Annotated in this window: 15 protein-coding genes; 6 read left to right on the top strand and 9 right to left on the bottom strand. The window is 66.5% G+C overall.

Annotation, left to right across the window (positions count from 1 at the left end):
* Positions 1-9: 9 nt before the first annotated feature.
* The 8 genes from lpxC to murC form a co-directional block, all read right to left on the bottom strand.
* Entirely contained in the window at positions 10-909 is a 900-nt protein-coding gene (gene lpxC, locus HX774_RS02845; RefSeq protein ID WP_114816174.1) for a UDP-3-O-acyl-N-acetylglucosamine deacetylase, read from the bottom strand.
* A gap of 200 nt (positions 910-1,109) precedes the next feature.
* Entirely contained in the window at positions 1,110-2,681 is a 1,572-nt protein-coding gene (gene ftsZ, locus HX774_RS02840; RefSeq protein WP_178824042.1) for a cell division protein FtsZ, read from the bottom strand.
* Positions 2,682-2,939: 258 nt separating this feature from the next.
* Complete coding sequence (locus HX774_RS02835; RefSeq protein ID WP_178824040.1) at positions 2,940-6,221, bottom strand: TonB-dependent receptor domain-containing protein; 3,282 nt, start codon at positions 6,219-6,221, stop codon at positions 2,940-2,942.
* Between the two features lie 437 nt (positions 6,222-6,658).
* Positions 6,659-7,984 (bottom strand): cell division protein FtsA, encoded by a 1,326-nt coding sequence (gene ftsA, locus HX774_RS02830; RefSeq protein WP_105563928.1) that lies wholly within the window; start codon positions 7,982-7,984, stop codon positions 6,659-6,661.
* 25 nt (positions 7,985-8,009) lie between these two features.
* Positions 8,010-8,864, bottom strand: a complete 855-nt coding sequence (locus HX774_RS02825) for a cell division protein FtsQ/DivIB (protein ID WP_178824038.1) — start codon at positions 8,862-8,864, stop codon at positions 8,010-8,012.
* On the bottom strand, positions 8,852-9,787 hold the full coding sequence (locus tag HX774_RS02820) for a D-alanine--D-alanine ligase (protein ID WP_178824036.1): 936 nt from the start codon (positions 9,785-9,787) through the stop codon (positions 8,852-8,854). The genes HX774_RS02825 and HX774_RS02820 overlap by 13 nt, the downstream gene beginning before the upstream one ends.
* A 305-nt stretch (positions 9,788-10,092) precedes the next feature.
* Positions 10,093-11,001: a UDP-N-acetylmuramate dehydrogenase gene (murB, locus tag HX774_RS02815; RefSeq protein WP_178824034.1), complete on the bottom strand. Its 909-nt coding sequence runs from the start codon at positions 10,999-11,001 to the stop codon at positions 10,093-10,095.
* Between the two features lie 153 nt (positions 11,002-11,154).
* Positions 11,155-12,600, bottom strand: coding sequence for a UDP-N-acetylmuramate--L-alanine ligase (gene murC / locus HX774_RS02810; RefSeq protein WP_178824032.1), 1,446 nt, complete (start codon positions 12,598-12,600; stop codon positions 11,155-11,157).
* A 288-nt stretch (positions 12,601-12,888) separates the two neighbouring features.
* On the opposite strand from murC, the gene HX774_RS02805 reads away from it, so the two are divergent.
* The 3 genes from HX774_RS02805 to HX774_RS02795 all read left to right on the top strand — a co-directional run bounded on the left by HX774_RS02805 (position 12,889) and on the right by HX774_RS02795 (position 17,530).
* On the top strand, positions 12,889-13,968 hold the full coding sequence (locus HX774_RS02805; protein ID WP_114816168.1) for a site-specific DNA-methyltransferase: 1,080 nt from the start codon (positions 12,889-12,891) through the stop codon (positions 13,966-13,968).
* A gap of 273 nt (positions 13,969-14,241) precedes the next feature.
* Positions 14,242-15,351: a glycosyltransferase family 4 protein gene (locus tag HX774_RS02800; protein ID WP_178824030.1), complete on the top strand. Its 1,110-nt coding sequence runs from the start codon at positions 14,242-14,244 to the stop codon at positions 15,349-15,351.
* A 31-nt stretch (positions 15,352-15,382) separates the two neighbouring features.
* Positions 15,383-17,530, top strand: a complete 2,148-nt coding sequence (locus HX774_RS02795) for an amylo-alpha-1,6-glucosidase (protein ID WP_178824028.1) — start codon at positions 15,383-15,385, stop codon at positions 17,528-17,530.
* Here HX774_RS02795 and mutY read toward each other — a convergent pair.
* A complete protein-coding gene (gene mutY, locus HX774_RS02790) occupies positions 17,527-18,549 on the bottom strand; it encodes an A/G-specific adenine glycosylase (protein WP_178824025.1) in 1,023 nt (340 codons plus the stop codon). The two genes, HX774_RS02795 and mutY, sit on opposite strands and share 4 nt — an antisense overlap.
* A gap of 129 nt (positions 18,550-18,678) precedes the next feature.
* Here mutY and HX774_RS02785 point away from each other — a divergent pair, with 129 nt between their 5' ends.
* The 3 genes from HX774_RS02785 to HX774_RS02775 all read left to right on the top strand — a co-directional run bounded on the left by HX774_RS02785 (position 18,679) and on the right by HX774_RS02775 (position 20,648).
* Complete coding sequence (locus tag HX774_RS02785) at positions 18,679-19,242, top strand: DUF721 domain-containing protein (protein WP_178824023.1); 564 nt, start codon at positions 18,679-18,681, stop codon at positions 19,240-19,242.
* Between the two features lie 100 nt (positions 19,243-19,342).
* The gene (locus tag HX774_RS02780; protein ID WP_178824021.1) at positions 19,343-19,972 is read left to right on the top strand and encodes a DsbA family protein; all 630 of its coding nucleotides are present in this window, start codon (positions 19,343-19,345) and stop codon (positions 19,970-19,972) included.
* A gap of 25 nt (positions 19,973-19,997) precedes the next feature.
* Entirely contained in the window at positions 19,998-20,648 is a 651-nt protein-coding gene (locus tag HX774_RS02775) for a DsbA family protein (protein ID WP_114816162.1), read from the top strand.
* Positions 20,649-20,653 lie beyond the last annotated feature (5 nt).

Below are 20,653 nucleotides of genomic sequence, written 5' to 3'. Positions count from 1 at the left end.
AAAGCGTGATTAGCCCGCCATCGCCATGTCGAAGACGCGGGTGGTTTCGCGCCAGGCGTCGGGCTGGGCCAGCAGGGCGCGGACCAGTTTATTGTTCAGGGCGTGGCCGGCCTTGACGCCTTCGTAGCGGCCCAGCAGGGGGGCGCCGAGGACGTAGAGGTCGCCGATGGCGTCCAGGGCCTTGTGACGCACGAACTCGCGTTCCATGCGCAGGCCGCCGGGATTCAGGATCTCGTCGCCGTCTATGACCACGGCGTTTTCGAGGCTGCCGCCGCGCGCCAGACCGGCCTGACGCAGAGCCTCGACCTCGTGGGCGAAGCCGAAGGTGCGGGCGGCCATGATGTCCGAACGGAAGGTCGCCTCGTCCACGACGAAGTCCACCACCTGATTGCCGATGACCGGCGTGGGGAAGTCGATCTCGAAACGCATCTCGTAGCGGTCGCAGGGCAGAAGGACGGCGGACTTGTCGCCCTCCTCCACCCGAACCGGCTTGAGGATTTCGATGTAGCGAACCGGGGCTTCCTGACGGCGGAAACCGGCGCGGTCCAGAAGCTGCACGAACTGAAGCGCCGAACCGTCCAGGATCGGCAGCTCGGGGCCGTCCACCTCGATCACGGCGTTGGAGACGCCCAGCGCACACAGGGCGGCCATCAGGTGCTCGATAGTCGACAGGCGCACGCCCGCCGCGTTCTCGATCATGGTGTTCAAACGGGCGTCGACGACGGCCTCGCCCGAGACGGGGATGCGGTTGTCGCGGTCGGTGATGTCGGTGCGCACGAAGGTGATGCCCGTGCCGGACGCGGCCGGACGCACGACCAGCTTGACGCGCTGGCCGGTGTGAACGCCGACGCCGGCGCAGATGGCCGGGGCGACGATGGTCTGTTCGTGATGGTCGTTACGGACCGACAAGGGGAAGCTCTCTGTGTTGCGCGGCTCCGCGCAACGGGTGCGGAGTTCGCCTCGCCTGTCGTTTAACCACGACGGCTCAAGCGCGAAATGAAAGATGGGTTTCGAAATGTTTCGGTCTGGCGACAGCCGACCGTGCAGCGCCACAAAGCAAAACGCCCCGGAGCCTGGCTCCGGGGCGTTTCGATCAGCGTTTGGTCCGATCAGTTCGCGAGGCGGCGAAGAAAGGACGGGATTTCCAGGTCGTCGTCTTCAGCGTGACCGGCCTGATACTCCTGGGTCGGCTGAGCCGACTGGGACTGACGCAGTTGCTGGGTCGTGCGGTTCGACGACGGCTGCGGCGCGTAGGACGGCTGCTGCTGTTGCGGCTGCTGGCGCTTCTTGCCGAACAGGCTCCAGCCGCTGCGGCGGTGATCGCGGTCGTCATAGTATTCTTCTTCAGCGACCGGCTCCTCGCGGCGCGGGGCCGGACGGGCTTGCGGCTGCTGTTGCTGGCCGCGGTCGAAGTAGAGGTCGCCCTGCTCGGCCGAAGCGGCCGCCGGCTGAGCGCGGACGGCGCCGGATTCGTATTCCTCGACCCAGGGATCGACGATGGGCTCCAGATTGCGGGGCGCGTCGTGGATTACCGGCTCAGGGCGCGGCTCGGGCGCGGTGCGGGCGGCCGGGGCCTCATAGACCGGGGCCGGCTCGGGCGCGCGGGCCGTTTCGCGAACCGGGTCGATGCGGACTTCGGGCTGGCGCGGGGCCATCGTTGTATTGGGGCGGCGGTCCGAGAAGGCCGAACCCTGGGGCTCGATCTTCTGGATCACGGCTTCATCCATGCCGGTGGCGACGACCGAGACGCGGATCTTGCCGTCCAGAGCAGGGTCGAAGGCGGCGCCGAAGATGATGTTGGCGTCGCCGTCCACTTCGGCGGCGATGGCGTTGGCGGCCTCGTCCACTTCCAGCAGAGTCATGTCCAGACCGCCGGTGATGTTCACCAGAACGGCTTTGGCGCCCTTGAGGCTGGTTTCATCCAGCAGCGGGTTGGCGATGGCGTTCTGAGCCGCCAGCAGGGCGCGGTCGTCGCCCGTGGCTTCGCCCGTGCCCATCATCGCCTTGCCCATTTCGGACATGACGGCGCGGACGTCGGCGAAGTCGAGGTTGATCAGGCCCGGCAGGATCATCAGGTCGGTGATCGAACGGACGCCCGAGTGCAGCACCTGGTCGGCCATGCCGAAGGCGTCGGCGAAGGTGGTGCGCTCGTTGGCGACGCGGAACAGGTTCTGGTTCGGAATGACGATCAGGGTGTCGACGTAGCGTTGCAGCTCGGCGACGCCGGAGTCCGCCAGACGCATGCGGTGACGGCCTTCGAAGGTGAAGGGCTTGGTGACGACGCCGACGGTCAGGATGCCGCGGTCACGGGCGCACTTGGCGATGACGGGGGCCGCGCCGGTGCCGGTGCCGCCGCCCATGCCGCAGGTGATGAAGACCATGTGCGCGCCGTCCAGGTGCGCGTGGATTTCGTCAGCGCTTTCCTCAGCGGCGTTCATGCCGACTTCGGGGTGGGCGCCGGCGCCGAGGCCCTGGGTGATGGTCTCGCCCAGCTGGATGCGACGGTCGGTCTTGGCGAAGCTCAGGTGCTGAGCGTCGGTGTTGGCGACGACGAACTCGACCCCTTCAAGGCCGGCGTCGATCATATTGTTCACGGCGTTCCCGCCCGCGCCGCCGACGCCGAAGACGACGATCCGGGGCTTCAGTTCCGTGTGTTGCGGCTTCACCAGCGAGAGAGACATGATTGTTGTTCCGAACTTTCCGACCCTGCCCGTTAACCCCAGTGCGAAATCCCCGCCGAATCGCATTGGTTATGAGCGCGTTAAGGAAAACCCCTTTTGCGTTAACGGAGTGTTACCCCGGTACTATGAGTCGGCGGATTTCAAAGCCCGCTCCCCTAGCTTGGCCGCAGATTTTCTTCATTTTTCCAACCCCTGATCCGGAAAGCAAAAAGGGCGGCCCTTGCGAGCCGCCCTTTTCACTGGATGATCAGACCAAACTTACCAGGGACGGTAGTTCAGGCTGATCGAGTAGCGACGACCGAAGGGGTCGAAGTTCGAGTAGACGGCGGCGCCCAGCCAACGAGCCTGTTCAGCATCGAAGACGTTCTGGACCGTGGCCGTGACCGCCAGATTGTCGCGAACCTGATAGCGGGCCGACAGGTCGTTCCGCACGAAGTTCTCAGTGTTGGCGTACCGGGCTTCGCGCTGGTCGGCATTGTTCACGAAGTCGCGCATCTGGACGATATCCTGGGCCGTTTGCCAGTCAGCCGTCCACGTCACGCGCAGAGGTTCGTGCGGGGTCTGCCAGGCAAGGGTCGAAGTCATACGCACACGCGGGTAGTAAAGCGTGCTCGACAACTCCGTATAATCCGCCGGGTTGTCGATGTTGTTGAAGTTTTTCTGCTCAATCAACCACGAGCCATTCAGCGTGTGGCTGAAACGACCCCAGTTACGACCCAACATTTCTTCAGTGTCGAAACGATAGTTCGTAGTGAAGTCGAGGCCGCGAACGTTACGCTTCGCATAGTTGATCGAGGACTGAATGAAGTCGACCAGCAGGAACTTGTCGTCAGCGGGCGTGACGGGGTTGTCGACCTTCGAACGCGTCAGAGTGGCGCAGGCGCTTGCGTTCAGGCCCGGGCCGTCGACGCAGTTGTTAGCTGCAACCTGAGCCGTAACGGCTGCAATGACGTTATCAATCCGGATTTCATAGTAGTCGAGCACCAGAGAGAAGTTCGGGATGAAACGCGGCTGCAGAACGGTCGAGAAGGTGAAGGATTCCGACTCCTCAGGCTTCAGGAAGGGGTTTCCGCCGTTATTGCCCGGAACGCTAGACGCGTAGACCGGCTTGTAGGCGTCGGTCGCGGTCGGATCGGAGAAGTCGAACTTAAGGCCGTATTGAGCCGCCAAGGCGGCGCAGTTCTTGATACGGTTTGCAGCCTTCGTACGATCGCCGAGGTTCTGAATATTCTGAGTGGCGCAGGGATCGGTGAATTGCAGGAAGGTCTGCGACAGGGGCGCATTGGTTTCCGACAGGGTCGGAGCACGGACCGAGGTGTTGAAGCTGGTCTTGAATGCGATGTCGCGGATCGGGCGATAAACCAGGTTCACGCCGTACACTTCGCTACCGCCGAAGGTCGAGAAGTCGCTGTAGCGGTAAGAACCGCTCAGTTCGGCATACTCACCCAGGACGGAGTCGCGAATCAGCGGAATGGAGATTTCCGCGAAACCCTCCTTGGTTTCGTAAGAGGCCGGCAGGAAGTCGCCGCCGCCGTTCAGCTGGGCGTAGGTTGTGCCGAGCGAGGAGCTGCGACCCAGACCTTCAGTATACTCGCGACGATATTCGGCGCCGAGCGCGACGCCGATGCTGCCTGCTCCCCAGAAGTCCCACAGCTGACCCGAAACGCTACCCAAGACGTCGTGCTGTTCGTTCAGTTGCTTGATCGACAGCTGTGCGCGGACGTAGTCGATCGCTTCTGCGCTCTGATTGCCGGCGCCGAACACGTTCAGCGGCTTACAATCCTTAACGATTTGCGAGTTTGCCGTCAGCACGCCCGGAACCTTCGGGTTGCGGCTCGCAACTTCGTAAGGCAGGCCCGTATTCGGGTCGATACGCGAGGTTAGGTCTTGTACGCGGCAGACGATCTGGCCCTGCGCGTTGCGAACAGCGTCCATCGCGTACGAGAAGCGCTCGATGTCCAGACCACGTTCAACGTTCTTGTTGTCAACGCGACCGTAGGTGTAGCCCAGATCCCAGTCGATGTTCTTGATGAAGCCGAAGTCACCGGCATCGCCGTTCAGACCGATGACGTAGCGTTGCATTTGCTTGTCGTTGGTTTGAGAGCGGTCAAGTAGCCAAGCGCTGTAGCGGGCGAACGGAGCAGCGACAGTACCCGTAACGGCGCCCGGCGAATTCGCCGACGCCGGACCGTAGGTCACGGCCATGTTGTCGCGGATAGCAGCAGCCAAGTTTGCGGGCAGGAAGGCGTTGTCGGTGCGCGTCGTATAGGCCGACGTGCTAAGAACCGCCATCGAGTTGTTCGGGTTATACGTATCCGAAATATAGATGTCGCCGAAAGAATTACCTGTAGCTAAATGGGTACGTTCTTGAACGTATTTAGCTTCGACGTACAGATTGATGTTCGGCGTGACCTTGAAGTTCGCTCCGACTTGGAAACGCGAGCTTTCAGACTGCGGCAGGGTCGAGTCGACGTTAAACGTCGTGTTCGGGTTTTCGCCGTCGCCGCCAATGCTGATGGCCTTGTTGGTGCCGGTTCCGCTGATGATCTGACCGAAGTCCGCCAGACGTGCGGAGCCTCCCTCGAAAATGTAGGTCTTGCCTGGCATGACGCCGAAGCACGATGACGTCGTAATCGTGGTCGTGGCGCAGTTTGCAACCGGGATCGTCAGCGGGTTGTTCAATTCGCTCGGCTGGTAGTTGTTCGCCAGGGTGACCTGACCCCACTTGCGCATCTGCATGCTGCGGCGATCACGATAAAGAACCGAGTCCGTTACGCCGTCGTACGGCTGCGACACCGGGTCGGCATCACGCCCCACCAAGCCCCAGGCGTCTCCCAGCCAATCGATGTCCGACGCCAGAACTTCGTCCAGGCGCTCGTATTCAGCGAAGGCGTAGACGTTCAGGCGACCGTCAAGGAGGTTCTTGCCGCCCAGGACCGAAAGGCGTTGCGAGTCTTGGCCACCGTCGTTCAATTGACCCCAGCGGGTGTCGACTTCCAGGCCGTCAAAATCTTTGCGCAGCTTGAAGTTCAGAACACCCGAGACGGCGTCGGCGCCGTAGACCGACGACGCACCGCCAGTGACGATCTCGACGCTTTCGATCAGAAGACGCGGAATGGTGTCGACGTCGACAGCCAGGGTGCCTTGCGGCGAACCGACATGACGACGACCGTCGACCAGGGTCAGCGTACGACCCGAACCCAGCGAACGCAGGTTGGGAAGCGACAGGCCGCCAGCATTCAGCGAGCCCGTCGTATCCGACGGAACCTGCGAGTTCATCAGGGCCGGAACCGTGGCCAGGTAGTCGATGACCGTATTCTGGCCCGTGGTGAGCAGCGCTTCACGGCTCACTTGGATCAGGGGGGTCGGGGCGGTCGTCGGGTCGCGACGGATACGCGAACCCGTGACGACGATCTCCTCGACCATGGTGGCTTCTTCGTTCTGAGCCGCCGGTGCGGTCTGAGCAAAGGTCGGAGCCGAGGTGGCGATAACGCCAGCCAGGACCGTGGTCCCGAACAGATGGCTACGCTTCAAATTCATACTAACTTCCCAACTAAACATACTCGGCGGTGTCCGCCTTGGGCGCTCTGAGCACCTCACCCCGTTCCCTAGTCGGAAGAACGAAGAAATCCAGCATCTTGGCGAAAATCCGCCCGTTAAACGACAATATGTAGCAGCTTTGACACAATGTAGCCCAGCAACAATAACCCACGTTCGATGAACGAAAAGATTCGATACCATTGATATACTTGAAGCTAGCGCGTTGCCTCTAGGTGCGAAAATAGAAAATCGCAGTTAGGCGAACTATGATTGAATATGTTTTCTAAGAGCGCGCCAATTAAACTTGGATCATCTGTCACACTAAGCATGCGCTCTGGATGCAGACGCCAAGCACGCTTTCAAGGTCGCCACGCACAGGCTGGCCTGTCCGCCTATCAAGGCCGCCACGGCACAATACGTGCCTCCCGGCAGACGTCTTACAGATTGTCGCGTAGCCAGCCGGCGGCGCGGGCGACCATGCCGCCGCGGTGGACCTTGGGGGCGTCGGCGGCGGTGATCTGACGGGACATCAGCTTGCGGGCCGAGACGGCCTCGCGCGGGCCGTAGGCGGCGCGCAGCAGGACGCCGGAGGCCGAGCAGAAGGCGGGGCCGGAGGCGGCGTCGGCCAGGTGGGGCGCGCGTTGCGGCTTGCCCAGGCGGACCGGGCGGTCGAAGACGCGCACGGCCAGTTCACGCACGCCGTTCAGCTGGCTGGCGCCGCCGGTCAGGACGATGCCCGCGCCCGGGTCCATGCCGACGCCGGCGTGCTTCAGCCGGTCGCGCAGCAGTTCGAGGGTTTCCTCGACGCGCGGGGCGATGACGGTCTTGAGCATGGCGCGCGGGACGATGACGGGGCCGGCGGACGGGTCCTCGCCGCGCGGCGGGGCCTCCAGCATCTCACGGTCCTCGTTGGCGCTGGCCATGGCCGAGCCGTGCAGGGTCTTCAGGCGCTCGGCGCCGACCTTGGAGGTCGACAGGCCGCGCGCGATGTCGGCGGTGACGTGATCGCCGCCGACGTTCAGGCTTTCGATGTGGAGCAAGGACCGTCCGCCCCAAACCGCCGCCGAGGTCGAGCCGCCGCCCATGTCGATGCAGACGCTGCCCAACTCCATCTCATCCTCTTCCAGCGCGGCGAGCGAGGAGACGACGGGGGCGGCGGCGACGCCTTGCAGGTCCAGGTGGGCCAGTTCGAGGCAGTGGCTGAGGGCGCCGAACGAACCTTCGGACATGGAGACGACCAGCAGGTCGAGACCCAGCGAGCCGCCGCGCATCGAGCGCGGGTCATGCACGCCGCGCGCCCCGTCCACCGACCAGGCGATGGGCAGGACGTGGATCGGGCGGCGGTTGGGCAGACGGATCTGGGCCAGGGCCATGCCGATGGCGCGGGCCAGGTCGCCGTCGCTGATCGGATGGGCGCCCAGGGAGACGCGGGCCTGGACCCGGTGGCTGGCCATCTGGCCGATGGCCGTGGTGACGATGACGCCGGAGACGGGCGAACCGGCGGCGCGCTCGGCGCGCTCGACCGCGTGGCCGATGGCCTGAGCGGCCTCGTCCATGTTGACGATGGCCCCGCCGCGCACGCCGCGCGACTGGACGTGACTGGCGCCCGCGACGCGGATGGTGCGGTCGGCGTGGCGCACGCCCTCGGGCTTCATGATGAAGCAGGCGACCTTTGACTGACCCAGGTCGAGCGCGGCCACGGCCGGAGCGCGCGGGGCGCCCTTGGCTTGATCCGTGTTCGTGTCTCGGCTGCGTCCGGCCATGATGATCGTGTCCTGGATATTCGGTTCAGACGGCGCCTTCGGAGGGCCGGACGGCGACCTCCTCGGGCGTGCGGAGATCGACCCGGGCGAAGCCCAGGTCGAGAAGGCGTTCGCGCTGGTCCAGCGCGTCGAGACGGATCAGGGCGCTGTCCTGATCGACGGCGGGCAGTTGGATCAGACTGCCGTCCTTGAGGCGCAGGTCCCAGCGGCGCTCGTCCACCCGGACCAGGGCCTCGATGCGCGCCATCAGGCGCGGGCGCTGGGCCAGAAGCGGCAGGATTTCAGACGCGGTCTGATCGGCGCCCTTGCCGACCACCAGCGGCAGCTTGGGATAGCGACCGGCGTCGGCGCCCTGAATGACCTGGCCCCGGCTGTCGATGACATAGGCGTGGCCGCCGGTCTGCCAGACGGCCAGGCGGTCGTGTTCCTTGACGTCGACGATCAGGGTGTCGGGCAGCAGGCGCACCACGCGCGCCTCCTTGACCCAGCCCACGGCCTGGACCCGGTCGCGCACGGCGTTGAGGTCCAGACTGACGATGGGCTGATCGGCGCGGACGCCGACGGCCTGCTGGATGGCGGCGCGGGCCTCGGGCGAGGCGCCGGTGACGTGGACCTGCCTGACCTTCAGGCCCATGCCCGAGGTGACGCTGTCGAACTTGTTGGAGACCGAGTTGGAGATGCGCTCGGCCCGCGCGCCGGTGGCCAGGACCCCGCCCAGCACCACGACGCCCGCCACAATAGAGATCAAGACGGCGCGCGGCGACAGGTCCAGCCGACCGATGGCGGCGACCTTGCCCGGCGTGGCCGGCACCTTGCGGGACCCCTGCCCCTTGCCCTTTGTCGAACCCTGTCGCCGACCGCCACGCACTACCGCGGGCATGAGGCGTCCTCCACCATCCACCGAACCAGATCACGATACGCCATCCCGACATAGGCCGCCTGCTCTGGACTGAGCGAGGTCGGCGTCATGCCGGGCTGGGTGTTGACCTCCAGAAGAACGAGAACGTCGTTAACATCGTCATAACGGAAGTCGGATCGGGACACGCCGCGACAGCCCATGGCCGTGTGGGCCAGCTCGGACTGACGTAAAGCCTTGTCAAAGACGTGGGCGGGCAGTTCGGCGGGCAGGACATGCTTGGAGCCGCCCGGCGCGTATTTGGCCTCGTAGTCGTAGAAGCCCTTGGTCGGAGTGATGTCGGTGACGGTCAGGGCGCGCGGGCCAGCGGCTTCGCCCAGGACGGTGACGGCCAGCTCCTTGCCCGCGATGAAGGGCTCGACCATGACCAGGTCGCCATAGGTCCAGCTGTCGTCGCCGACGATGGCGCAGGGCGCGTCGCCGGGCTGGATGACATAGACGCCGACCGAGGAGCCCTCGGCGTTGGGCTTGATGACATAGGGGGGCGGGATGACGTGGTCCGCCGCCACCGCCTTGCGGTCAAACAGACCGCCGCCGGGGACGACGACGCCCGCCGCGCGCAGCACGGCCTTGGACTTATCCTTGTCCATCGCCAGAGCCGAGGCCAGGACGCCGGAGTGGGTGTAGGGAATGCGCAGGGTCTCGAGAATGCCCTGGACGCAGCCGTCCTCGCCCCATTCGCCGTGCAGGGCGTTGAAGACGACATCGGGTTTCAGGGCGGTCAGAACCTGGGCCAGATCGCGACCGGCGTCGACACGCGTGACCTTGGCGACCTGCCCCTCCAGGGCGTCGGCGCAGCCGCGACCGGAGGACAGCGAGACCTCGCGTTCCGACGACAGGCCGCCCATCAGGACAGCGACGTGAAGAGTGTTCAGGGGCGCGCGCATGGGACGATCCGACTACTAGCCCGCCCCTATGCCCTGAATACGGTTAACCGGTTGGAAACGATAGCGGGGCGGGAGGGGGAATTTCAGCGCCTTCCTGCGGTAGAGCCCCTCTCCCGATGGGAGAGGGCTTGAGCCTCCGAGAGCGCCAGCGATTGGTAAGGCGAAAGGGTGAGGGTTCTCGCCAACCGTCGGCGCAAGCCGCGACGCGACGGCGGACGCCGACTGAACCCTTAGCCCCTCACCCTTTCGCGCAAGAACGATCCCTTCGCTCTCGTGCGCTCAAGCCCTCTCCCGCCGGGAGAGGGTTAGGGGCGGCCGATGCGCTTGATTTCCCAGTCCAGCTGGACGCCGGTCTTGGCCAGGACGTCGGCGCGGACGGCTTCACCCAGGGCTTCGATGTCGGCGGCGGTGGCTTCGCCCGGGTTGATCATGAAGTTGGCGTGCAGTTCGCTGAACTTGGCGCCGCCGCCGGTTTCGGCGCGCAGCTTGCCGCGCCAGCCCGCCTCGTCGACCAGCTTCCACGAGGAATGGCCTTCGGGGTTCTTGAAGGTCGAGCCGCCGGTCTTTTCACGGATCGGCTGGGTCGTCTCGCGGCGGCTGGTGATCTCGTGAATGCGGGCGGCGACGGCCTCGGGCGCGTCGGGTGTGCCGCGATAGGTCGCCTCCATCCAGATGATGTCGGCCGGGGCGTTGGAGTGGCGGTAGGTGTAGCCGAAGTCGGCCAGCGTCAGCTCGATCCGCTCGCCTTGACGCGTCAGGCCCCAGGCCGAGACCAGAACATCCTTGGTTTCCGCGCCGTAGCAGCCCGCGTTCATGGTCAGGGCGCCGCCGATGGTGCCGGGAATGCCGGCGTAGAACTCCAGCCCGGCGATGCCCGCCTTGGCCGAGGCCTTGGCCACCATGGAATCCAGCGCGCCCGCGCCGACAGTGATGGTCTCGCCTTCGGTCGTGATGGCGGCGAAGGCGCGGCCGGCCAGACGGATCACCACGCCCTCGACCCCGCCGTCGCGGACGATCAGGTTGGAGCCGACGCCGATGATGGTGACGGGGACGCTTTCGGGCAGGGCCTTGAGGAAGTCGGCCAGATCGTCCGCGTCCGCCGGAATGAACAGGGCGTCCGCCGCCCCGCCGACGCGGAACCAGGTGTAGGGCCCCAGCGGTTCGTTCAGCAGCAGCTTGCCGCGCACGGTGGGGAGGTTATCGCGCCAGGACATCGTTATTTCCGCTCATCCCCGCGGAGGCGGGGACCCAGTAAGAGCTACTGCGATGCCCGGTTGGGCATTTCCGCGCAAGACCCTGAGCGTCGCGGCTGGAGGCCAAAGCACTGGGTCCCCGCCTCCGCGGGGATGAGCGGATGGTGGAAAGCTTCAGGCGAGGGCCTCCAGCTGCGCCGGCAGGGCATAGGCCCAGCTGGTGATGTCGCCGGCGCCCAGCAGGACGACCAGATCGCCCGGCTTGGCTTCGTCCTTGATGACGCGCGGCAGGACGGCGGCGTTTTCCAGGGCGGCGACGTTGCGGTGGCCGTAGCGACGGATGCCGTCGGCCAGGGCGTGCTTGTCCACGCCCTCGATCGGCTGTTCGCCCGCCGGATAGACGTCGGCGACCAGGACGACGTCAGCGTCCGAGAAGCAGGTCGAGAACTCCTCCATCAGGTCGCGCAGGCGGGTGTAGCGGTGCGGCTGGACCACGGCGATGACGCGGCCGGGATTATCCGCCGACTGGACCACCTGACGCGCGGCCTTGAGGACGGCAGCGATCTCGACCGGGTGGTGGCCGTAGTCGTCGATGACGCGCACGCCGCCGACGACGCCCGTGGTGGTGAAGCGGCGCTTGACCCCGCCGAAGCCGGCCAGACCGGCGCGCAGGGCGTCGTCGTCCACGCCCAGTTCGCGCGCCACAGCGATGGCGGCCAGGGAGTTGGAGACATTGTGCCAGCCGGCCATGGGCAGATAGAGGCCCTCGATGCGGATCGGCTCGTCCAGGGCGGCCAGACCCTGGCCCTGCACCACCACGTCGAAACGGGCGCCGTCGGGCGACATCTGCACGTTCTCGGCGCGGACCATGGCCTGGGGGTTCAGGCCGTAGGTGACGAGGCGGCGGTTGTCGATCTGAGCCGCCAGCTTCTGCACTTCCGGGTGGTCCAGGCAGACCACGCCGAAGCCGTAGAAGGGAATGTCTTCGATGAAGTCGCAGAAGGCCTTCTTGACCGCGTCGAAGTCGCCGTAGTGGTCCAGATGTTCAGGGTCGATATTGGTAATGATGGCCACGGTGCATTTCAGGCGCAGAAAGCTGCCGTCGCTCTCGTCGGCCTCGACCACGATCCAGTCGCCCTCGCCCACCTTGGCGTTGGTGCCGTAGGCGTTGATGATGCCGCCGTTGACCACGGTGGGGTCCATGCCCGCCGCGTCCAGCAAGGCCGCGACCATCGAGGTCGTCGTGGTCTTGCCGTGGGTGCCGCCGACGCCGATCGAGAATTGCAGCCGCATCAGTTCGGCCAGCATCTCCGCCCGGCGGACCAGGGGGATGCGGCGCTCGCGGGCGACGACCAGTTCCGGGTTCGCCGCCTTGACCGCCGTGGAATAGACCACCGCCGAGACGCCCTCGGTCACGTGCGCGGCGTCATGGCCGATGTAGATGCGGGCGCCCAGACGCTCCAGCCGCTCGGTGTTGGCGCTGGCCTTGGCGTCCGAGCCGGACACCTGATAGCCGATCTTCAGCATGATCTCGGCGATGCCGCTCATGCCGATGCCGCCGATACCGACGAAGTGGACAGGCCCAAGGGCGAACGGAACGGGACGGAGGCGTGCGATCATCCCCGCCTCATAGCTCAGACGGGATGCGATTTGCACCATCTTTGCCTTCTCCCCTTGCAGGAGAAGGCGGCAGAGCAGGGTGAGGTCGAATGAGGGGTAACGCCGGGCTGCGACCGTCCGCCTTCATCCGCCGTAGCGAGACCCCTTCATCCGTCAGGCTTCGCCTGCCACCTTCTCCCGCAAGGGGAGAAGGATTCTATCGATCAGTCGGGATCTTAAGTTTGGTTACTCCGCCTTAACCGTAAGGATTCACCATAAGCGTCTCATCTGTCCGGGGCCGCTTATTCCATGTCCGAGTTGAAGACCGACGTCATCCTGCGTGGCGACTGCATCGAGGTGCTGAAGGGCCTGCCGGACAAGTCGGTGGACATGGTCTTCGCCGACCCGCCCTATAACCTGCAGCTGGGCGGCGACCTGCTGCGTCCGGACAATTCCAAGGTCGATGCGGTCGATGACGACTGGGACAAGTTCGACAGCTTCGCCGCCTATGACGCCTTCACCCGCGCCTGGCTGACCGAATGCCGCCGGGTGCTGAAGGACGAGGGCTCGCTCTGGGTCATCGGCAGCTATCACAACATCTTCCGCCTGGGTTCGGCGATGCAGGACCTGGGCTTCTGGGTGCTGAACGACATCATCTGGCGCAAGTCCAACCCCATGCCGAACTTCAAGGGCACGCGATTCACCAATGCGCACGAGACCCTGATCTGGGCCGCCAAGTCGCGAGAACAGAAGCGCTACACCTTCAACTATGACGCGCTGAAGGCCTTCAACGAAGACACCCAGATGCGCTCGGACTGGACCCTGGCCCTGTGCACGGGCAATGAGCGCCTGAAGGACGAGAACGGCGACAAGGCCCACCCGACCCAGAAGCCCGAGGCCCTGCTGCACCGGGTCATCCTGTCGGCCAGCCGCGTCGGCGACGTGATCCTGGACCCCTTCTTCGGCACCGGCACCACGGGCGCCGCGGCCAAGCGCCTGGGCCGCCGTTTCATCGGCATCGAACGCGACGAAGGCTACGCCAAGGTGGCCGAGAAGCGCATCAAGGCCGTCATCCCCGCCGCGCCCGAGGACCTGGTCGTCACCGGCTCCAAGAAGGCCGAGGTCAAGGTGCCGTTCGGCGCCCTGGTCGAAGCCGGCCTGCTGGCCCCCGGCGACAAGCTGTATTGCCCCAAGGGCGACCATGAGGCCCGCGTGCGCGCCGACGGCTCGCTTGTGTCCGGCTCCATGAGCGGGTCGATCCACAAGCTGGGCGCCCTGCTGGAAAACGCCCCGGCCTGCAACGGCTGGACCTACTGGCGGTTCAAGACCGACACGGGCCTGCGCCCCATCGACGCCCTGCGCGCCGAGATCCGCGCCGGGATGCAGTAGGGCTGAACGCTTTCCTCCCCATTTCATGGGGAGGTGGCGCGGCCGCATTGCGGACGTGACGGAGGGGGCGTCTCGACATTTGCCCGCTGTGTCGGCCCCTCCACCACTTGGCAGCTACGCGCCCCCCTTCGGGTCGCGGTCCCCCTCCCCATAAAATGGGGAGGAAAGAGCCAGCGCGCCGCTGACGACTATCGTTGCGGCCAAGCTGGAACCCCCGTTCATCGACCCGTGTTGAGGACTGCAGTGCGCCATCGGGGGCGCAGGAGTCCGATCATGAAGATTGCTCAGGTCACGCCCCTCTATGAGGCTGTGCCGCCGCGCCTCTACGGGGGCACGGAAAGGGTGGTCGCCCACTTGACGGACGCCCTGGTCGAACTGGGTCACGACGTCACCCTGTTCGCCAGCGCCGAGGCCGAGACACGGGCGCGCCTGATCCCGGTGCGCGATCAGGCGATCCGACTGGACCCCGAGCCGCTGAAGTCCGACCTGGCCGCGCACATGACCCTTCTGGCCGCCGTTCTGGACCGCGCCGACACGTTCGACGTCATCCATTTCCACACCGACATCCTGCATTTCCCCTTCTTCCGGGATCTGGCGGACAAGACCATCACCACCCTGCACGGACGGCTGGACCTGAAGGATCTGCCCGAGGTTTATGAGCGCTGGCCCGAGTTCGGTCTGGTCTCCATCTCGGACGATCAGCGCCGCCCCCTGCCGCACGCCAACTGGAAGGCCACGGTGCAGCACGGGATGCCCGGCGACCTCTATCGCTTCTCCCCCACATCGCAGGGCTATCTGGCCTTCCTGGGCCGCATCTCGCCCGAGAAGCGCCCCGACCGCGCCATCGAGATCGCCACGTGCCTGGGCAAGCCGCTGAAGATCGCGGCCAAGGTCGATGCCGCGGACAAGACCTATTGGGAGACGGTCATCAAGCCGCTCGTTGAGGCAAGTCCGATGATCGAGTTCGTCGGCGAGATCGGCGACCATCAGAAGTCGGCCTTCCTCGGCGGGGCCGAGGCCCTGCTCTTCCCTATCGACTGGCCCGAGCCCTTCGGTCTGGTGATGATCGAGGCCCTGGCCTGCGGCACGCCGGTCGTGGCCTTCCGCTGCGGCTCGACGCCCGAGATCATCGAGGACGGGGCCACCGGGTTCCTGGTCGACACCATGGAGCAGGCGGTCGCCGCCGCTGCAAAGGCGCACGAACTGGACCGCGAGGCGATCCGCGCGCGGTTCGACCTGCGCTTCTCGGCCACGGCCATGGCCCGGCGCTACCTCGACGTCTACGGCGACCTGCTGGCGCGCCGTCCGTTCGCGGCGCACGTTCTGGATGGCGACCCCATCCTGCCGCTGCTTGAGGAACACAGTTTCGCCTTCCGCGCCTGAACCCTTCGCCTCCCTGGTCATTAGGTAGAGCATGGACGACGCCTATTCAGTCCAGACCACCGCCGCCGACAACAACGACCAGGACGGGCTTGAAACCCTGATGGCGTTGAAGGATCGCGACACCTTTCTGGTCGCGGACCACTGGGGCGATGTGAAGAGCGGCGCCGACGGCCTGTTCGATCAGGACACGCGGCTGCTGTCGCACTTCGTCCTGACCGTGGGTCGGGCGCGGCCGTCGCGGCTCAGTTCCGGCGTGACCGAGGACAATGTCTTCTTCACCTGCCATTCGACCAACCGGCCCCTGCCCCCCATGGGCGGGCGTTCCGCCCCGGCGGGGGTGCTGCATCTGGAGCGGCGGCGCTTTCTCTGGGACAAGAGGCTGTTCGAGCGGGTGCGGATGGTCAACCACGGCATCGAGGACATCCTGCTGCCTCTGGCCTTCGAGTTCGGGGCCGACTTCGCCGACATCTTTCAGGTGCGTGGCACGCAGCGGGCGGCGCGCGGCGAGATCCACGCCCCGGTCATGGACGGGCGCCGCGTCACCTTCGGCTACACGGGACTGGATGGTGTTCTGAGGACCAGTTGCCTGGCCTTTTCCGAGCCGCCGGCGCGGCTCAGCCCCAACCGGGCGGAGTTCATGTTCAGCCTGCCCAAGGGCAAGAAGCTGGAGTTGTTCATCGAATGCGGGCTCGACGTCTGCGAAGCGCCGGACAAGGACCGCTGGCGCTGGAACGCCATCCAAGCCCGTTTGGCCATGCGTCGGCGGCTGAGGCGCGGCGCCAGCGTCCAGGCACCGCGCAATCCGCGCGTCAACGACTGGCTGACCCAGTCGCGGACGGACGTAGCCCTGCTGACCACCGACCTGCCGACCGGCCCCTATCCTTATGCCGGCGTGCCGTGGTTCTCGACCCCGTTCGGGCGGGACGGCATCATCACCGCCTGGCAGATGCTGTGGATCGACCCCAGCTTGGCCAAGGGGGTCCTGACCTATCTGGCGGCGCGACAGGCGACCGAGGTCGACGCTTTCATGGATTCCGCCCCCGGCAAGATTATGCACGAGACGCGCGGCGGAGAGATGAGCGCGCTGCGCGAAGTCCCGTTCGGCCTCTATTACGGCGGGGTCGACACCACCTGCCTGTTCATCGCCCTGGCCGGCGCCTACGCCAAACGCACCGGCGACCTGGAGACCATCCGCGCCCTGTGGCCCAACCTGATCGCGGCGGCGGGCTGGATGACCGACTACGGCGACAGTAACGGCGACGGGCTGATCGACTACGCCCGGGCGGCGGATACAGGCCTGGCCAACCAGGGCTGGAAGGACAGCGAGGACTCCATCTTCTACGCCGACGGTCGCTTCCCCAAGGGGCCAATCGCCCTGCTGGAGGTCCAGGGCTACGCCTTCGCCGCCTGGAAGGCCCTGGCCGAGATGGGCGCCCATCTGGGAGACGAGCGGACGCCGCAATGGCAGGCGCGAGCCGAGGCGGTGCGCGCCCTGGTCGAGGATCGCTTTTGGATGGAGGACGAGGGCTTCTACGCCATAGCCCTCGACGGCGACGGCGAGCAGTGCCGCGCCATCGGCTCCAACGCCGGGCATCTGATGTTCAGCGGCCTGCCCACGCAGGAGCGGGCGCATCGGGTGACGCGGCGGATGCTGACGGCCGAGTTCCGCTCGGGCTGGGGCCTGCGGACCCTGGGCAAGGGCCAGACGCGCTTCAATCCGATGAGCTATCACAACGGCTCGGTCTGGCCGCACGACACGGCCATGGCGGCGGCGGGCATGGCCGGCTACGGTGAGCGGCGGGCGGTGGCCATGCTGCTGGGCGAGGTGTTTGGCGCGGCGTCGCATTTCCACCTGCGCCTGCCCGAGCTGTTCTGCGGCTTCATCCGCGAGACAGGCGAGCCGCCCATCGCCTACCCGGTCGCCTGCCTGCCCCAGGCCTGGGCGGCGGGGTCGGTTTTCCTGATGCTGCAGGCCGTGCTCGGCGTGTCGATCAACGCCGCCGAAAGTCTGGTCGAAATCACCAAACCCGCCCTGCCGATCGGCCTGGACCGGCTGACCGTCAGCGATCTGGAGGTCGGCGGCGGCGTCATAGACCTGAATTTCCAGCGCCTGGACGGCCGGGTCGTCGTCATGCCCCACGAGAAGAGCGGCGTGGTCAACCTGCGGGTGGCGGGTTAGGCCGCCAGCCCCCGTTCCAGCGCCTTCCTGAACACCGTCGGCAGAGAGGCCAGCGCGTCTTCCGCCTCGGTCCAGAGGAAGTCATCGCCGTCCCCGGCCCCGACGTGAACCGTCAGGGTCAGGCTGAAGTGGGTGAAGACGTGTTCGACGGCCCCGACTTCGACCCAGTCGGCGTCGACAGGGGCCATAAAGTCCGGCGTCGCGCTCCAGTCCGAGGTGGGCAGGCCGACCATGCCGCCCAGCAGCCCCTTGTCGGGCCGTCGCACCAGACCGATCCGGCCCTCGCCGTCGCGCAGGACAAAGGCGTGGCCCAGGCGATGCGGTCGCTCCGCCTTTTTGACCTTGAGCGGGTAGCGGGCCGGCTCGCCAGCCTTCAAGCCCTCGCAGCCGAAGGCCAGGGGACAGAGCTCGCACGACGGCGACTTGGGCCGACAGACGCCCGAGCCCAGATCCATCAGGGCCTGGGGCCAGTCGCCGGGACGCTCGTCGCTGACGAACAGGGCGGCCAGACGCTTCAGCTCGGGTCGGGCGGCGGGCAGCGGCGTCTCGACCGCGAACAGGCGGCTCATGACCCGCTCAACATTGCCATCGACGACGTTGGCCGGTTGGTCGAAGGCGATGGTGGCCACGGCGGCGGCGGTATAGGCGCCCACCCCCGGCAGGGCCAGAAGCGCCGCCTCGCTGTCGGGAAAGACGCCGCCGTGATCGCGTGCCACGGCGCGGGCGCAGGCCAGAAGGTTGCGCGCCCGGGCGTAGTAGCCCAGCCCCGCCCAGGCGGCCATCAACTCGGAATCCTCGACCGCCGCCAGATCGCGGACCGTCGGCCAGCGCGTCGTAAAGCGCTCGAAATAGGGGGCGGCGTGCGGCACCGTGGTCTGCTGCAGCATGACCTCGGACAGCCAGACCCGGTAGGGATCGGTGCGCGTCCCCGACCCCGGCGGCGCGCGCCACGGCAGGCTGCGCGCATGGGCGTCGTACCAATCAAGCAGGGCGGCGCGGAGGGAAGAGACGTCAGGCATGAGCCGCCTTCATAGCGTCATCCCGGAAAGCGCGCAGCGCTTATCCGGGACCGCAGGAAACGACAGCATCTGGGGCGGTCGCGGCTCTACGCCCTTCGGCTTCGGCCGGGATGACGCTATGGTGCGCGAATGCGTCGTCCTCTGCCCACCGAAAGCGAAGCCCGCGAAATCCTGGCCCGTCGCCGGACACGCCCGCCATTGCGCCCGCCGCCCCCGGCGGGTCGGTCGCTGGCCCCGCTGATCAAGAAGCTGGACGCCCAGTTCGGGCGTGGCGCCGGCGCCTTGGAGCCGCGCTGGGTCGAGATCGTCGGCGAGCGCCTGGCGCGAGTCACCCGCCCGCAGAAGCTGACCAAGGGTCGCGGGACCGCCGGCGGCACGCTGGAGCTGCGCGTGGCCGGCCCCGCCGCCCTGCTGGTGCAGCACCAGTCCGAGGACATCATCCAGCGGGTGAACCTGTTTCTCGGCGCCGGATCGGTCGAGCGGCTGCGCATCGCCCAGGGGCCGGTCAAGCCCCTGCCCGTCGCCGGCGCCAAGCCGAGGGCGCGCGGCAAGAGGGTCCTGCCGCCACTGCCCGCCTCGGTCGAGGCCGAACTGGCCACCTCGGTCGAGGATGCGCCGGACAGCCTGAAAGCCGCCTTGCGCAAGCTGGGTCGCGCGGTGCTGTCGCAGCCCCCCGAAAACGAGCGCCGTTGACAAACCTTCGCCGCACCTGTTCTCGAGAACTAAGCGGATCGCGCGCGTCCCAGGGAATCGCGCCATCCTTCAGAGTCACACCCTCGCCCAAGGACGATCCATGGCTACGTTCCGTTACGCTTCGATGAGCCGCCGCGCGGCCCTGACCGCCGCCGCCCTGGCCGCCATGGCGACCGTCGCCGGCTGCACCGCCAAGACCGGCGGCGAGGCCAAGGGCGACATGGCCCTGGGCGCCGGCGCCGACGCCAAGGTCACGGTCGTCGAATACGCCTCGGTCACTTGCGGCCACTGCGCCGTGTGGAACGAGGAAGTCTGGCCCGAGTTCAAGACCAAGTATGTGGACACCAATAAGGTCCGCTACGTCTTCCGCGAGTTCCCGACCCCGCCGCAGGACATCGCCGTCGCCGGATTCCTGATCGCGCGCTGCGCCGGTGAAGACAAATACTTCGACGTCATGCACGACATCATGGCCAGCCAGAAGGAATGGGCGGCCGGCGTTCCGCCGCGCACCACCCTGTTCCGCACCGCAGCCGCCGCCGGTCTGACCCAGGAGCAGACCGAGGCCTGCATCAGCGACAAGGCCGCCATCGAAGAGATGAGCAACCGCATCAAGGCCGGCCTCGACGCCGGCGTGACCGGCACCCCGACCTTCATCGTCAACGGCGCCAAGGTCGTCGACAGCAGCCTGTCGGGCCTGTCGGAAGCCATCGACGCGGAACTGGCCAAGTAAAATGATGAAGCAGGCGCGACCGGATATGCTCAAAACCCTGGCCTCGACCGTCCTGGCGACGGTCGTCGTGCTGGCCGTCGCGCCTGCCGCCTTCGCCGCCGACACGCCTTCGGCGAAGGCGACGACCGCAACCCTGGCCGCCGTTCCGGCGGTGACCGCCGCGGACCGGGTGCTGGGTCGCGCTGACGCCCCCGTGACGGTGATTGAGTACGCCTCCTTCACCTGCAGCCACTGCGCGGCCTGGACCAATGATGTCCTCCCGGCCTTCAAGGCTCGCTATATCGACACGGGCAAGGTCAGGCTGGTGTTCCGCGACCTGCCGACCCAGCCGGTCCAGGTGGCGGCTACCGCCGCCGCCATCGGACGCTGCGCCGCGCCGGGCAAGTTCTTTGACGTGGCCCACTACCTGATGGCCGCTCAATCCGCCGCCTTCGCCAGCGGCGACGCCCGCGACTGGTACACCGGCGCCATCAGCGTCAGCGGACGCACCCAGGCCCAGATCGAAGCCTGCCTGGGCGACCCCGCCACGGGGCAGGCCCTGCAACGCGACGTCGAGGCCGCCGTGGCGGCAGGCGTGGAAGGCACCCCGTCCTTCTTCGTCAACGGCGTGCGCGCCTCAGACCATTCGCTCGAAACCCTGTCGGCGGCCATAGACCCGCTGCTCAAGGGGCGCTAAGCCCC

Source organism: Brevundimonas sp. P7753 (assembly GCF_013386595.1).
GTDB classification, from domain to species: Bacteria; Pseudomonadota; Alphaproteobacteria; order Caulobacterales; family Caulobacteraceae; genus Brevundimonas; species Brevundimonas bullata.
This window is presented reverse-complemented; position numbering and strand designations above follow the sequence as displayed.

Bases quoted from the DNA above. Each gene is read 5' to 3' on its own strand.
- ftsZ (WP_178824042.1), bottom strand. From the start codon at position 2,681: ATGTCTCTCTCGCTGGTGAAGCCGCAACACACGGAACTGAAGCCCCGG.
- HX774_RS02835 (WP_178824040.1), bottom strand. From the start codon at position 6,221: ATGAATTTGAAGCGTAGCCATCTGTTCGGGACCACGGTCCTGGCTGGC.
- ftsA (WP_105563928.1), bottom strand. From the start codon at position 7,984: ATGGCCGGACGCAGCCGAGACACGAACACGGATCAAGCCAAGGGCGCC.
- HX774_RS02825 (WP_178824038.1), bottom strand. From the start codon at position 8,864: ATGCCCGCGGTAGTGCGTGGCGGTCGGCGACAGGGTTCGACAAAGGGC.
- HX774_RS02820 (WP_178824036.1), bottom strand. From the start codon at position 9,787: ATGCGCGCGCCCCTGAACACTCTTCACGTCGCTGTCCTGATGGGCGGC.
- murB (WP_178824034.1), bottom strand. From the start codon at position 11,001: ATGTCCTGGCGCGATAACCTCCCCACCGTGCGCGGCAAGCTGCTGCTG.
- murC (WP_178824032.1), bottom strand. From the start codon at position 12,600: ATGATCGCACGCCTCCGTCCCGTTCCGTTCGCCCTTGGGCCTGTCCAC.
- HX774_RS02805 (WP_114816168.1), top strand. From the start codon at position 12,889: ATGTCCGAGTTGAAGACCGACGTCATCCTGCGTGGCGACTGCATCGAG.
- HX774_RS02800 (WP_178824030.1), top strand. From the start codon at position 14,242: ATGAAGATTGCTCAGGTCACGCCCCTCTATGAGGCTGTGCCGCCGCGC.
- HX774_RS02795 (WP_178824028.1), top strand. From the start codon at position 15,383: ATGGACGACGCCTATTCAGTCCAGACCACCGCCGCCGACAACAACGAC.
- mutY (WP_178824025.1), bottom strand. From the start codon at position 18,549: ATGCCTGACGTCTCTTCCCTCCGCGCCGCCCTGCTTGATTGGTACGAC.
- HX774_RS02785 (WP_178824023.1), top strand. From the start codon at position 18,679: ATGCGTCGTCCTCTGCCCACCGAAAGCGAAGCCCGCGAAATCCTGGCC.
- HX774_RS02780 (WP_178824021.1), top strand. From the start codon at position 19,343: ATGGCTACGTTCCGTTACGCTTCGATGAGCCGCCGCGCGGCCCTGACC.
- HX774_RS02775 (WP_114816162.1), top strand. From the start codon at position 19,998: ATGCTCAAAACCCTGGCCTCGACCGTCCTGGCGACGGTCGTCGTGCTG.